Annotated in this window: 13 protein-coding genes; 7 read left to right on the forward strand and 6 right to left on the reverse strand. The window is 71.1% G+C overall.

Annotation, left to right across the window (positions count from 1 at the left end; genetic code table 11):
• Nucleotides 1–23: 23 nt before the first annotated feature.
• Genes HUW46_RS45520 through HUW46_RS45540 form a run of 5 tightly spaced genes read left to right on the forward strand, consistent with a single transcriptional unit; the run spans nt 24 to nt 6,165 of the window.
• A complete protein-coding gene (locus tag HUW46_RS45520; RefSeq protein WP_215544833.1) occupies nt 24–1,619 on the forward strand; it encodes an ABC transporter substrate-binding protein in 1,596 nt (531 codons plus the stop codon).
• Between the two features lies 1 nt (nt 1,620).
• Complete coding sequence (locus tag HUW46_RS45525) at nt 1,621–2,577, forward strand: ABC transporter permease (RefSeq protein ID WP_215544834.1); 957 nt, start codon at nt 1,621–1,623, stop codon at nt 2,575–2,577.
• A 56-nt stretch (nt 2,578–2,633) separates the two neighbouring features.
• On the forward strand, nt 2,634–3,464 hold the full coding sequence (locus HUW46_RS45530; protein ID WP_215550503.1) for an ABC transporter permease: 831 nt from the start codon (nt 2,634–2,636) through the stop codon (nt 3,462–3,464).
• Nucleotides 3,457–5,037 carry an ABC transporter ATP-binding protein gene (locus HUW46_RS45535; RefSeq protein ID WP_215544835.1) on the forward strand — a complete coding sequence of 527 codons (1,581 nt, stop codon included), beginning with the start codon at nt 3,457–3,459 and terminating at the stop codon, nt 5,035–5,037. The genes HUW46_RS45530 and HUW46_RS45535 overlap by 8 nt, the downstream gene beginning before the upstream one ends.
• A 3-nt stretch (nt 5,038–5,040) precedes the next feature.
• Nucleotides 5,041–6,165 carry a serine hydrolase domain-containing protein gene (locus HUW46_RS45540; RefSeq protein WP_215544836.1) on the forward strand — a complete coding sequence of 375 codons (1,125 nt, stop codon included), beginning with the start codon at nt 5,041–5,043 and terminating at the stop codon, nt 6,163–6,165.
• A 201-nt stretch (nt 6,166–6,366) separates the two neighbouring features.
• Here HUW46_RS45540 and HUW46_RS45545 read toward each other — a convergent pair whose 3' ends face one another.
• The 4 genes from HUW46_RS45545 to HUW46_RS45560 are packed head-to-tail and all read right to left on the reverse strand — an operon-like array spanning nt 6,367 to nt 10,054.
• Nucleotides 6,367–7,521, reverse strand: a complete 1,155-nt coding sequence (locus HUW46_RS45545) for an LLM class flavin-dependent oxidoreductase (protein ID WP_215544837.1) — start codon at nt 7,519–7,521, stop codon at nt 6,367–6,369.
• Nucleotides 7,522–7,543: 22 nt separating this feature from the next.
• Nucleotides 7,544–8,557, reverse strand: coding sequence for an ABC transporter substrate-binding protein (locus tag HUW46_RS45550; RefSeq protein WP_215544838.1), 1,014 nt, complete (start codon nt 8,555–8,557; stop codon nt 7,544–7,546).
• The gene (locus tag HUW46_RS45555; RefSeq protein WP_215544839.1) at nt 8,544–9,245 is read right to left on the reverse strand and encodes an ABC transporter ATP-binding protein; all 702 of its coding nucleotides are present in this window, start codon (nt 9,243–9,245) and stop codon (nt 8,544–8,546) included. Before HUW46_RS45555 ends, HUW46_RS45550 begins: the two co-directional genes overlap by 14 nt.
• Complete coding sequence (locus HUW46_RS45560; protein WP_215544840.1) at nt 9,233–10,054, reverse strand: ABC transporter permease; 822 nt, start codon at nt 10,052–10,054, stop codon at nt 9,233–9,235. The genes HUW46_RS45555 and HUW46_RS45560 overlap by 13 nt, the downstream gene beginning before the upstream one ends.
• A 395-nt stretch (nt 10,055–10,449) precedes the next feature.
• Between HUW46_RS45560 and HUW46_RS45565 the strand changes: the two genes are divergently transcribed.
• Entirely contained in the window at nt 10,450–10,767 is a 318-nt protein-coding gene (locus HUW46_RS45565) for a hypothetical protein (RefSeq protein ID WP_215544841.1), read from the forward strand.
• Between the two features lie 128 nt (nt 10,768–10,895).
• Here the strand turns inward: HUW46_RS45565 and HUW46_RS45570 are convergent, their stop codons facing one another.
• Nucleotides 10,896–11,477 (reverse strand): TIGR03086 family metal-binding protein, encoded by a 582-nt coding sequence (locus HUW46_RS45570; protein ID WP_215544842.1) that lies wholly within the window; start codon nt 11,475–11,477, stop codon nt 10,896–10,898.
• Between the two features lie 117 nt (nt 11,478–11,594).
• A complete protein-coding gene (gene folP / locus HUW46_RS45575) occupies nt 11,595–12,407 on the reverse strand; it encodes a dihydropteroate synthase (protein WP_215550504.1) in 813 nt (270 codons plus the stop codon).
• Between the two features lie 156 nt (nt 12,408–12,563).
• Between folP and HUW46_RS45580 the strand changes: the two genes are divergently transcribed.
• Entirely contained in the window at nt 12,564–13,550 is a 987-nt protein-coding gene (locus HUW46_RS45580; protein WP_215544843.1) for an SDR family NAD(P)-dependent oxidoreductase, read from the forward strand.
• Nucleotides 13,551–13,627: the final 77 nt, after the last annotated feature.

Genomic DNA, 13,627 nt, shown 5'->3' on the forward strand with positions numbered 1-13,627 from the left:
ACCCTCACCGGAAGTCTCCCACCATGAACCAGGAAGCGCGATGGAGTAACGGAAACCTCAGCAGGCGGCGGTTCCTCGGCACCGCCGCGGGCGGCGCGGCGCTGCTCGGACTGGCACCCGCGCTGGCGGCGTGCGGCAGCGGGCCGGACGCGGTCGCGGCACCGAGCGGCCCGCCGAGCCGGGGCGGGACCCTGCGCGCCGGGATCACCGGTGGCGGCTCGTCGGACACCCTCGACCCGCACATCCCCGCCACCAACCCCGATATCGCGCGCACGGTGAACCTCTACGAGCCGCTGCTCTACCGAGGGCACGACTACCGGCCGGAAATGCTGGTGGCGCAGTCGCTCACCGCCTCCCCCGACGCCAAGACGTGGACGGCGACCCTGCGCGACGGCGTGCGCTTCCACGACGGCAGGCCGGTCACGCCCGCCGACGTGGTAGCCACCTTCCGCCGGATCACCGACCCGAACGACCCGAAGAGCGGCGCGTCGGGCCTGAGCACGCTCGCCGAGGTGGTGCCCTCAGGTTACCGGCGGGTCGAGTTCCGGCTGAAGGAACCCGCGACCGCGTTCGACGACTACCTCGGCCAGTACAACCTCGGCATCGTGCCCGCCGACTTCGACCCGGCGAAGCCGATCGGCACCGGGCCGTTCCGCGCGGGGACGTTCACCGCGGGCCTGCAGAGTTCCTTCCACCGCAACGACCTGTACTGGCGCCGGGGCGAACCGTACCTCGACGAGCTGGTCCTCATCGACTTCACCGAGGACGACGCGAGGATCAACGCGCTGCTTTCGTCCCAAGTGGACGCCATCGACCAGGTCCCGGTGGCGCTGATCGAGGTGCTGCGCAGCGATCAGCGCATCCGGATCCTGCGCTCGGAGACCGGGACCTGGCTGCCGTTCACGATGCGGGTGGACCGCCCGCCGTTCGACGACGCCCGCGTCCGGCAGGCGATGCGGCTGATCGTGGACCGCGAGCAGATGATCAACCAGGTGCTCAGCGGCGAGGGCAGGGTCGGCAACGACCTCTACGCGCCGTTCGATCCCGCCTACGCCAAGGATCTGCCGCAGCGGAAGCAGGACATCGCCGAGGCGAAACGGCTCCTCGCCGCGGCCGGGCACGCCAACCTCGAGGTCGAGCTGGTGACCGCGCCGATCCAGGCGGGCGCGGTCGAAGCGGCGCAGGTGTTCCAGCAGCAGGCGAAGGCGGCCGGGGTGACCGTGCGGCTCAACCGCGTCGACACCACCACGTTCTTCGGCGAGAACTACCTTTCCTGGGACTTCGCGCAGTCCTTCTGGTACACCCGCAACTACCTGCCGCAGGTGTCCAACGGCGCGCTTCCCGACTCGCCGTACAACGAAACCCATTGGCACGACCCGGAATTCCTCGATCTGATTAAGACGGCGCGTGGCACGAGCGACCCCGCGGAGCGGACGAGGCTGCTCGGCTTGGCGCAACGGATCGAGTACGAGCGCGGCGGGAACATCATCTGGGGCTTCCTCAACCAGATCGACGCGCACCAGGTCTACGTCGCCGGGCTGGCGCCCGACCGCACCGGGCTTCCGCTGGGCGGGTACCGGTTCTCGCAGGTGTGGCTCGGCACCGGAAGGGCGGCCTGAGATGACCCGTCTCGTCCTGAAGCGGCTGCTGGTCAGCCTCGTCGTGCTGTGGCTCGTCACCGTGCTGGTGTTCGTGGCGACGCTGCTGCTGCCGGGCGACCCGGCCCGCGCGATACTCGGCCAGCAGGCGACCCCGGAACGGATCTCCGCGCTGCAGCACCAGCTTCACCTCGATGTGCCGGTGTGGCAGCGGTACTTCGAGTGGCTCGGCGGCGCGCTCACCGGCGACCTCGGCACCTCCACCGCGACGCAGGGTTCGGTCAACGCGCTGCTCGGCGACCGGATCATCGCCTCGCTCGTGCTGCTCGCCGCCGCGGCGGTGCTCTCCGCCCCGCTCGGGCTGGCGCTCGGCACGTGGAGCGCGATGCGCCGCGGCCGCGCCACCGACCACGCGGTGTCCGGTGTCACGCTGGTGATCGCGGCGCTGCCCGAGTTCGTCATCGGGGTCGGCCTGATCGTGCTGCTGTCGACCACCGTGTTCAAGGTCTTCCCGTCGGTCACGCTCGCGGCGCCCGGCGAGGCGGTGTGGTCGAGACCGAGCCAGCTCGTCCTCCCGGTGCTCACGCTCGCACTGGTCGTCACGCCCTACATCACGCGCATGATGCGCGCCACGATGAGCGAGGTGCTCGACAGCGGTTACGTCGAAATGGCGCGACTGAAGGGAATCCCCGAGCGGACCGTCCTTTTGCGACACGCGCTGCCGCACGCGGTCGGCCCCGTGGCCCAGGTGGTCGCGCTGCAGCTCGCCTGGCTCGCGGGCGGCGTGGTCGTGGTGGAGTTCCTGTTCCGCTACCCCGGGATCGGGCAGGCGCTCATCGACGCGGTCAACAAGCGCGACGTCGCGGTCGTGCAGGCGGTCACGCTCATCATCGCCGCGGTGTACATCGTGGTGAACCTGCTCGCCGACGTCGTCGGCATCCTGGCGGATCCCCGGCTGCGGACGGAGGCCCGCGCATGAGCATCGTTGATGCGGAAGCCACCACCGGCATCGACGAGGCCCCGCCGGGCAAGCCGATGGGCTTGCTCCGGCGCGCCTGGTCCTTCCCGCGCGCGAAGATCGGCGTCGCGCTCACCGCGGTGGTCGTGCTCGTCGCGGTGCTCGGCCCGTGGCTCGGCCCGCTGCTCACCGGGTACTCCACCACCGAGTTCGCCGGGCGGCCGTTCAAGCACGAGGGCGTGCTCGGCACCGACGGCCTCGGCAGGGACGTGCTCACGAGATTCCTCAGTGGAGGGTCGACGCTGCTGCTCTACGCCGTGCTCGCGACCGCGGTCGGCGTGATCGCCGGTACCGTGCTCGGCATGCTCGCCGGGTACAGCGGCGGCAAGCTCGACAGCGTCCTCATGCGAGCCAACGACGTGCTGCTTTCCTTTCCCCAGCTGGTGTTCGCGCTGCTCGCGATCGCGATGCTCGGCCCGCAGGGCTGGCTGCTCGTGGTCGTCATCGGCGTCACGCACGCGCCCCGTGTGGCGCGCGTGGCACGGCAGGCGACGGTGGCGGTGCGCGGTCACGACTACGTGAAGGCCGCGCGGATGTACGCGGTGCCGCGCGGGCAGATCCTGCTGCGCGAGGTGCTGCCGAACATCACCGGCCCGCTGATGGTGGAGCTGGGTCTGCGCCTGACCTACTCGATCGGCTACATCGCGTCACTGTCGTTCCTCGGGCTCGGCGTCCAGCCGCCCGCGGCCGACTGGGGGCTGATGATCAACGAGAACCGGATCGCGCTGGTCATCCAGCCGTGGGGCGTGCTGCTGCCGGTGGCCGCGATCGCGGTGCTGACCGTCGGCACGAACCTGATCACCGACGCGCTCGCGTCGGCCGCGACGGGAAGGGGCACCGATGACTGACGCCGCGCTGACGGTTTCCGGGCTCGAGATCGCCGCGCTCACCGGAACCCCGATCCTGCGCGGAGTCTCCTACGAGATCGCGCCGGGCGAGGTGCTCGCACTCGTCGGCGAATCGGGGTCCGGTAAGACGACCGCGGGCCTCGCGGCGCTGGGCCACTTCCGGCGCGGCCTCGCACCCACCGGGGGCACGGTCACCATCCGGCCGCGCGACGGTGACCCCGTCGACGTGCTCGCACTGTCCGAACGGGACCGCCGCGCTCTGCGCGGGCGCACGGTGTCCTACATCCCGCAGGACCCGGCGCTGTCGCTGAACCCCGGCCTGCGGATCGGCGTCCAGATCGCGGAGGTGCTCGAAACCCACCACACCGGACAGTCCGAACAGGACAGAGCGGCGCGGGTGGCCGAGGTGCTGGCCGAGGTCGGGCTGCCCGGCAACGCCGCGTACCGGAAGCGGTACCCGCACCAGCTCTCCGGTGGCCAGCAGCAGCGGGTCGGCATCGCGATGGCGTTCGCCTGCCGTCCGGCGGTGGTGGTACTGGACGAACCGACCACCGGGCTCGACGTGACGACCCAGGCGCTGGTGCTGGACACCATCGGCTCGCTGGCCGCCGAGCACGGGGTGGCGTCGCTCTACATCACCCACGATCTCGCGGTCGTCGGCCAGATCGCCGACCGGGTCGCGGTGATGTACCGCGGTGAGATCGTCGAATCCGGGCAGGCGCGGGAAGTCCTGCACCAGCCCCGGCACGCCTACACCCGACGGCTCGTCGACGCCGTGCCCGATATCGACGGCGACGGCACCCAGCGCGAGGAGAACCCCGGCGCGCCGCTGCTCGCCGCGAAGGACATTTCGGTCGCCTACGGCGGGCACGAAGTGCTGCGGGGGGTCGATTTTTCCCTCGCACCCGGGGAAAGCCTGCTACTGCTCGGCGAGTCGGGATCGGGGAAGACCACGCTTTCGCAGTGCGTGTCCGGTTTGAACACCCGCTACGCCGGTTCGGTCGAACTGGACGGGGTCGCGCTGGCACCGTCCACCGCGGACCGGACCGCGGGGCAACGGCGCGACATCCAGTACGTGTTCCAGAGCCCGTTCTCGTCGCTGAACCCGCGCCGCACCATCGCGCGCTCGGTCGAGGTCCCGCTCGCGCGGCTGACCGGGCTGCCGAAGGCGAGCAGGCGCGAGCGGGTCGCCGAGGTGCTCGACCGGGTGCGCCTGCGGCCGTCGCTCGCGCACCGGCTCCCCGACCAGCTCAGTGGCGGCGAACGCCAGCGCGCCGCGATCGCCCGCGCGCTCGTCACCACGCCGAGGGTGCTGGTGTGCGACGAGGTGACGAGCGCGCTCGACGTGTCCGTCCAGGCCACGATCCTCGACCTGCTGGCGGAACTGCGCGAAGAGCTCGGCATGGCGATGGTGTTCGTGACGCACAACATCGCCCTCGCGCGCCACGTCGCCGACCGCGTCGCGGTCCTCGACGGCGGGACGATCGTGGAGACCGGGACGGTCGCCGACGTGCTCGCCGCACCGTCCCACCCCTACACGCGCGAACTCCTCGAGAACACCCCTAGGCTGTAGCACGTGAAGATCCACGGGACCGTCGAACCAGGATTCGAACCCGTCCGCGAGGTGTTCGCGCAGCAGCTCGCGGACTCGCTCGGCGGCGGCGCGTTCGCGGTGCTGCGGCGCGGTGTGCCGGTCGTGGACCTGTGGGCGGGACTGGCCGATCCGCGCACCGACGTGCCGTGGCGCCGCGACACGCTGGCGCCGTTGTTCTCCGGTACCAAGGGAATCGCCGCGACCGTGGTGGCCGCGCTCGTCGGCCGCGGCATGCTCGACCACGAGGAGCGGGTCGCCACCTACTGGCCCGAATTCGCCGCCGCGGGCAAGGGCGACGTGCGGGTGCACCACATCATGGCGCACACCGTCGGCCTCCCCTACGTCGATCCGGAACCCGATGGCGCGTTCGCGGTGTTCGACAACGACGCGAACGCGGCCGCGCTCGCGAGGCAGACACCGTTGTGGGAACCGGGAACCAAGGTCGGCTACCACGCGCTGACCTACGGCTACCTGGTCGCCGAGCTGGTCCGGCGCGCCACCGGGCGGCGCCTTGGCACGCTCGTCCGCGAGCTGGTCACCGAGCCCTACCAGCTCGACCTGCACCTGGGCACCCCCGCCGAACTGGACGAGCGCGTCGCCTGGGTGGTCCGCTCGCCGGACTACCGGATCAGCACGTTCCTGCACGACGAGAAGCGCCGCGGGACGATCGACCGGATGTACCGGCTGCTGCTGTCCGAAGAGGACTTCCCCAACGCACCCGAGTTCCGCAGGGCCGAGCACGCCGGTGCCACCGGGATCGGCACCGCGCGCGCGATGGCCCGCCTCTACGACCTGCTCGGCGCGGGCAGGATGATCCCGGTGGCCGGGCTGGAAAAGGCGATGCGCACCTTCTCCGACGGCTTCGACGCGCTCAACGACCGCCCTGTCCACTTCGGACTCGGCTTCGAGCTGCCCGACGTCGTCGGCACCTACGGCCCGGTGTCCGTCGCGTTCGGGCACTCCGGCGCAGGCGGCGGGCGGCACGGGAGCTGGCCGCTGCACCACGTCGGCTTTTCGTTCGTGACCAACGAAATGCGCTCGGAGGACCAGGACGGTCGTGCCCGGCTGCTGCTGGAAGTCCTGCACGAACAACTGCTGGCGCGCTGAGCGCGCCGCCCTCGCCGCCCCAGAACTGTCGGTCCGCCGAGGTAATGTTGAATCAAGGGCTCCCCTAGGCGGGCGAACGGTACCGTTCGCCCGTTTTCCTGTGATCCAACCGGTCTCGCGGGGCGCCTGTCCTCGTGTTTTTCGGTGACAGGCACCCTTGGACGTTCCCGAAGAGCGGCGCTGTATAGATCGTTATACAGGCTACTGTGCCGAGACCGCGCCTTCCGGACGGGCGGGACGCAGGGCGGGAACGCCGTCGAGCAGCCCCCTGCTCGCGAGCACGGGCCGCACCCCCTCGCCGAACCAGTACGCCTCTTCGAGATGCGGATACCCGGACAGCACGAACTCTTCGACGCCGTGCGCGTGGTACTCCTCGATCAGGTCCGCGACCTCCTCGTGGCTGCCGACCAGCGCGGTCCCGGCGCCGCCGCGCACCAGCCCGACCCCGGCCCACAGGTTCGGGTGGATCTCGAGCCCGCGCACCCCGGCGTCCAGCGCGCCGCCGTGCAGCGCCACCATCCGGCGCTGCCCCACCGACCCGCTCGCCGCGAGCTGCTGCTGTGCCTTCGCCACCTGGTCCGGGCTGAGCGCGTCGAGCATCTTCTGCGCCTCCGCCCACGCTTCCGCCGAGGTGTCGCGGGAGATCGTGTGCAACCGGACACCGAAGCGGACCGTGCGGCCCTGCTCCTCGGCCAGTTCGCGCACCTTCCCGATCTTTTCCGCGACCTGCGACGGCGGTTCGCCCCAGGTGAGGTAGACGTCGGCGTGCCGCGCGGCGACGGGAAGCGCGGCGGGCGAGGAGCCGCCGAAATAGACCTCCGGCACCGGATCCGGCGCGGCCAGCGTCGTCGCCCCTTCGACCTCGAGGTGCTCGCCCGCGAAGTCGAACGGCTCGCCGGACCACACGCCCCGCAGGATCGACAGGAACTCCCCGGTCCGCGCGTAGCGCGCGTCGTGGTCGTGCCAGTCGCCGAACCGCCGCTGCTCCACCGCGTCGCCGCCGGTGACGATGTTGAGCAGCAGCCTGCCCCGCGAGATCCGCTGGTAGGTGCCCGCCATCTGGGCTGCCAGCGTCGGCGAGATGACACCCGGGCGGAACGCGACCAGGAACTTCAGCCGGTTCGTCTCCCTGATCAGCGCGGCGGTGGTCAGCCAGGCGTCCTCGCACCAGGTGCCGGTGGGCGTCAACGCACCTTCGAATCCCAGTTGCTCGGCCGCGCGGGCGATCTGGGCGAGGTAGTCGATGTCCGGGGGCCGCTGCGCCGCCGGGCCGAGCGACCGGTTGGCGTGGAAGCGTTCCACGATCGTCCGGCCGTCGCCGGTGGTGGGCAGGAACCAGTGCAGCCGCACGCTCATCTCATCACTCCACAGTAGACAGTCAGGGGTTGCCGACGGCGGCGAGCGCCTCGGCGTACCGCTTGTCGACGAGCGCGGCGAAGTCGACCTTGCCCGGCAGGATCTTGTCGTCGCTGAACGCGTCGGCGAGTTCCTGTTCCGAGCGCGTGACCGCGTCGTCGAGCGGCACCGGCAGCTCCACGCCGCGCTCGGCGGCGGCCGCGGCGACCTCCGGCTTCAGCCCGGTCTCGGCGGCCCACGCCTTCGCCCATTCGGCGCGATGGGTGTTCGCCCACAACCTGGCCTTGGCCACGCGCGTCACGTAGTCGCGCAGCGCGGTGTTCCGGCCGGGATCGGCGAGCGCCTCCTTCCCCGCCACGTCGAAGACGTACCCGTTGGCCACGCCACGGCCATCGACGAGCGCCCGCGCGTGCGTTTCGAGCTGCGCCTGCGCGGTGTAGGGGTCCCAGACCGCCCATGCGTCGATCTGGTGCTGGTTGAACGCGGCGTACGCCTCGGACGGCTGCAGGAACGACAGCTTGACGTCCTTTGTGGACAGTCCGGCCCTGCGCAGCGAGTACAGCACCTGGCCGTGCGCGGAACTGCCCTTCGCCACGCCGATCGTCTTGCCCCGCAGATCGGCGCCGGTCTTCAGCGGCGAGTCCGAGGGCACGAGGATCGCGTCGTCCTCGACCGGTCCCTTGGCGACGCCGACCGCGGCGATCTTGGCGTGCGCGCCCGCGGCGAAGATAGGCGGCGTGTTGCCCACCCTGCCGACGTCGATCGCGTTCGCCGACGCCGCTTCGAGCAACGGCGGCCCCGAGGTGAAGGTGGACCATTCGATCTTGTACGGCACGTCGGCGAGCAGGCCCGCGGCGGTGAGCAGGGATTTCGCGCCGCCCTTCTGGTCACCGACCTTCAGGGTCACCTTCGCCAGCTCGGCCTTGCTCACCTCGGCTGGCACCGGCGCGGCACCGGGCTGGCTCGCGCCGCACGCGGCGACGCCCGCCGCGGCGAGGACGGCCGCGAACACCGCACTCCAGTTACGCGAACGCATCTTCGGACACTCCCAAATCGGTCAGCACACGGGCACGGACATCGAAGTGCTCGGCCAGCCGCCGTGGCCGGGGGTGGCCGAGCAGGTGCTCGGCGACGATCCGGCCGTCGTCGAGCACGAGGACGCGGTCGGCGAGCAGCAGCGCCTCGTCGACGTCGTGGGTGACCAGCAGCACCGACGGGGAATGGCGGCGCCACAGGTCTTCGACGAGGCGGTGCATCGTCAGCCGGGTGAGGGCGTCGAGTGCCCCGAACGGCTCGTCGAGCAACAGCAGATCGGGCTCGCGCACCAACGCCCTGGCAAGGGAAAGCCGCTGCGCTTCACCACCGGACAGGGTGCGCGGCCAGTCGTCGGCGTGCTCGGCGAGCCGGACTTCGTCGAGCGCGCGCACCGCCCGCTCCCGGTTCGCGTCCGGCGTGTGCAGCCCCAGCACGACGTTCCGCCAGACGCGCCGCCACGGCAGCAGCCTCGGCTGCTGGAAGGCGACCGACACGGTGCCGTCCACCTCGGCCGCACCTTCGATGTCGCGGTCCAGCCGGGCGAGCACCCGCAGCAGCGTCGACTTGCCGGACCCGCTCCGGCCGAGCAGTGCGACGAACTCGCCCCGCGCGATGGTGAGATCGAGTCCGTTGAGGACGGTCCGGTCGCCGAACCGCTTGGTCAGGCCGGTGACCTTCACGCTCGCCATCGCAACGCCCTCCGTTCGATGAGCCTCACCAGCGCGTCGGTCACCAGCCCGAGGATCGCGTACACCGCGAGGCCGACCACGATCACGTCGGTGCGCAGGAACTCGCGCGCGTTGTTGATCAGGTAGCCGAGCCCGGCGTCGGCGTTGACCGTCTCCCCCACGATCAGCGCGAGCCACGCGAGCCCGAGCGACTGCCGGAGGCCGACCAGCGCCGAGGGCAGGGCACCGGGCAGGACCACGTGCCAGAGCCGTTCGAGCCGGGTGAAGCCGAGCACGGTGGTGGCCTCGACGAGCTGACCGTCGACACCGCGGATCCCGGCGTGGGTGTTGAGGTACAGCGGGAACGCGACACCGAGCGCGACGAGCGCGATCTTCGGTTCTTCGCCGATCCCGAACCACAGGATGAACAGCGGGATGAGCCCGAGGAACGGCAGGGTGCGCAGCATCTGCACCGGCGGGTCGACGAGCGCTTCTCCCCAGCGGGAAAGCCCCGCGACGATGCCCAGCAGCAATCCGGCCACCGCGCCGATGGCGAACCCGGCGCCGACTCTCGTGATGGACACCGCGAAGGCCGAGCCGAGTTCGCCGTCGGAGACGAGTTCCGCGCCCGCCTGCGCGACCGTCCACGGGGAGCTCAGCTTGTCCGGCGGCAGCACGCCGGTGCCGCCGGCCACCTGCCACACCGCGATGAGCGCGATCGGGCTGATCCAGCGGCGCAGGTCGGGGCGCCAGCGCCGGCGCACTCGCGGCGCGGGCGGGTCAGCGGCGGTTTCCGGGCGCGCGAGAACGCCCGTGGTGGAAATCGACACGATTTCTCCCGGGATTCGCCGAAAAAGGGAACGAACGGAAAAGTCAGCGGAGCGGCAGACAGACCGCGCTCGCCTGCTGCCGGAGGTCGACGTGCAGGCGGGACACGAGGGGAATCCCGTTGCTCATACCGGAAGTCTTCATCGCCGCGGCGCGCGGAGTCAACCAGCGGAACACGGCTCCCGGGATGTGAAACGCCGTCGCCGTAACGATCCCGCGTCACCGGTGAGGTCTCCGGCCCCATGGCCCGACACGTGGTACGCAAGTACCGTTGAGGCACTAGTTGCCACCGGACCCACCGCTCTTCGTTGTTCTGCCCGCTACCCGGCCGCTTCCGGATCTCCGCAGGCCCTTCTTTCGTTAGGAGCCAGCTATGGCGGTGTTGCGGGACCTTCTCGTGGCATACCCCTGGCTGTGCGCGCTTGATCCCGACGTGCTACGCCGGCTGGATGTGGCAGAACTGGCCGACCCGCATCCCGCGGCGCTGGCGCTCGGCCCGACGGTGGTCGCCTACCTGCGTGACGCCCGCCATCGGCCGGGCCGGATCATGCTGTGCCAGGCGGTGTCGGCGGCCGCGATCGGGCCGGAGCGGATGGCCGCGCTGGCCGCCGCGGAGCGCGCGAACCCCGGCATCGTCCTGGTCGAGTACGCCCCTCCAGCTGAGCGGGATCGGGGCCGTGGAACGGATCCAGAGGACGCTGGCGGCGCCTCGTGAAAGCGGTGGTGCCCAGGTCTCCGCGCCGCACAACGCCGAACTCGAAGACCAACGCCATCCACCAGGCAGGCCAGTGGCGCGATCACAGTCGTTCCGGCGCACACGGCCCCACGCTTGTGATGGCCTGACTAGCTGGGGCCCACGGGTGTCCACTCCGGATCCCGGCCGATGAAGCCCAGCAGCCTCGTCCGCGCGTCCGCGTCGTCCGTCACCGGGAACCGGGAACCGTATTGCCCGGAGGACCGCATGAGCTGATCCATCGGCTCCATCCCGGCCAGCAACTGGGCGCAGAACTCCGGATCGAGGTGGTCGTCCTGGCCGGTGGCCCGGGCGAGATCCCAGGTGTGCATGAACACGTCGGCGGTGTAGAACTGGTCGATCGCGCGGTCCAGGGGCAGCTCGCCGATGTGCGGGTCGGCGAATCGCCGCTCGACGGTGGCTGGGTCGTCGAGCAACGCCTGCACAGCGGCACGGTGCGTCTGCCACGCGCCGACCGGGTCTTCGTCGACCGACGGCCCGCACGGCAACTCCACGCCGGATCCGGCTTGCAGGAACGGCGGGAACCACTCCACCAGATGGCGCACCACGTCGCGGGCGGTCCACGCCGCGACCGGTGACGGCACGTCCCACGACCGGGTACCGCGGACGCGTTCGGTGAACTCCCGGCTGATCTCTCGATGCCGCTCGGCAGGACGGTCAGACAGTGCCATTGGCGATCGACTCCTCCAGCTTGGTGTAACGCTCATTGACCCCGACCTTCAGCCCCGGGCTCAACATTACCGAGAAGCACCGACAGTCCCACCCGCGCGCGAAGATCCCGCTGGCGGTCAGGCGAGGCCGCGCACCGTGACCGAGGGCGGGCGCCGTCCCGCGATCGACGCCACCATCTCCAGCACGTGCCGTGTCCGCCGCACCTCGTGCACGCGGAACACGGCCGCGCCGTCGTGCGCCGCGAGCGCGGTCGCCGCCAGCGTGCCGTCCACCCGCTCGGCCAGTTCCACGCCGAGCGTCTCCCCGACGAAGTCCTTGTTGGACAGTGCCATCAGCACCGGCCAGCCGGTCGCCGCGAGCCGGTCGGCGTGGCGCAGCAGTGCGAGGCTGTGCCAGGTGTTCTTCCCGAAGTCGTGGGTCGGGTCGATCAGCACGCCGGCGCGGGGCACCCCGAGCGCGACGACCTCCTCCGCGCGTCGCGTGGTCTCCTCGATGACGTCCGCCACCACGTCTTCGTAGCGGACGCGGAACGGGCGCGTCCTCGGCACCGCTCCCCCGGTGTGCGAACAGACGTACCCCGCGCCGTACTCGGCCGCGACGGCCGCCAGCTCCGGGTCCGCGCCCGCCCAGGTGTCGTTCAGCAGATCCGCCCCGGCCTCGCACGCGGGCCCGCCGACCTCGTGGCGCCAGGTGTCGACGCTGATCACCAGCTCGGGGTGGCGGCGCCGGATCTCGGCGACGAAGGGCACCACGCGCCGGATCTCCTCGGCGACGTCCACATCGCCGCCGGGGCCCGCCTTGACGCCGCCGATGTCGACGATGTCCGCGCCGTCGTCGACCGCCCTGTCGACCGCCGCGAGCGCGGCCGGGTCGGCGAAGGTGGCACCGCGGTCGTAGAACGAGTCGGGGGTGCGGTTGATGATCGCCATGATGAGGGCGCGGTCGCGGACCAGCCGCCTGCCGCGGAATTCGAAAGCGTCCGTACTCGTCGTCACGGCAAGAGCATGCCTCACGCGGGTACCCGCCTCCGCAGACCGGTCATCATGACGGATTCGCGCTCGCCGGTTCCGGCCCAGGCTTCCCCCATGTCCACGAACGAAGAAGACACCGAGACGACCGAGCCCACGCCGAAAGCCAAGCGCAGCAGGCGATCCTTCTTCGGGATCGCTGGGGCCGGTGCCGCGGTCGGCGCCGCCAGCGCCGCCGGCGTCGGGATCCTGCCGCCCTACCTGGCTTCCGCCGCGACCGAACCACCCGCGCCCGGCATCCCCACCGGACGGTTCCGGGGCAAGGTCGTCCTGGTCACGGGCGCGACCTCCGGGATCGGCCGTGCCACCGCGAAGCTGTTCGCCGCCGAAGGCGCGAAGGTCGCGTTCTGCGGCCGTCGCGTCGAACTGGGACGGCAGGTGGAAGCCGAGATCAGGCAGGCGGGCGGCGAGGCGACCTACCTGCGCGCGGACGTGCGCGTGCCCGAGCAGGTCCAGGGTTTCGTCGACGAGGCGGTGCGCCGGTACGGGCGGCTGGACGTGGCGTTCAACAACGCGGGCATCACGAAATCCGCGCCGATCCACGAGATGAGCCTCGCCGATCTCGAAGACGTCCTGAACACGAATTCGCGCGGGGTGTTCCTGTCCATCAAGTACGAGGTCCCGCACCTGCTCGCCACCGGCGGCGGCGTGATCATCTGCACCGGCTCCGGCTCGACCATGCCGGGCGGGGTCGCCTACACCTCCAGCAAACGCGCCATCGACGGCATCGCCGAGGTCGCCTCGCTCGACTACGGTGCGAAGGGGATCAGGGTGAACACCATCCTGCCCGGCACGACGGACACGAACTTCGTGCGGCCCGCCGGGTTGCCGGACTTCGTGTGGTCCTCGTTCAAGAAGGCGTGGGGCCCGCTCAACGTGAGCGCGCTGGAGCGGATGGCCACCCCGGAGGAGATCGCGCGGTCCGTGGTCTCGCTCGCGACCGACGAGTTCTCGTTCATGGCGGGGTCCGCGGTGCTCGTCGGCGGCGGACCGCCGCGAGGCGGGAAGATGCACATGCCGCCGGGATTCCCCGACCGCGGCTAGCCGGGCGCGCTGGTGCCCCGAAAGTGGCTTTCGGGGCATCTACCGCCCCGATGGTCACCTTCGGGGGCGTCGGCATC

It is taken from the genome of Amycolatopsis sp. CA-230715 (genome assembly GCF_018736145.1).
In the GTDB taxonomy this organism is placed as follows: domain Bacteria; phylum Actinomycetota; class Actinomycetes; order Mycobacteriales; family Pseudonocardiaceae; genus Amycolatopsis.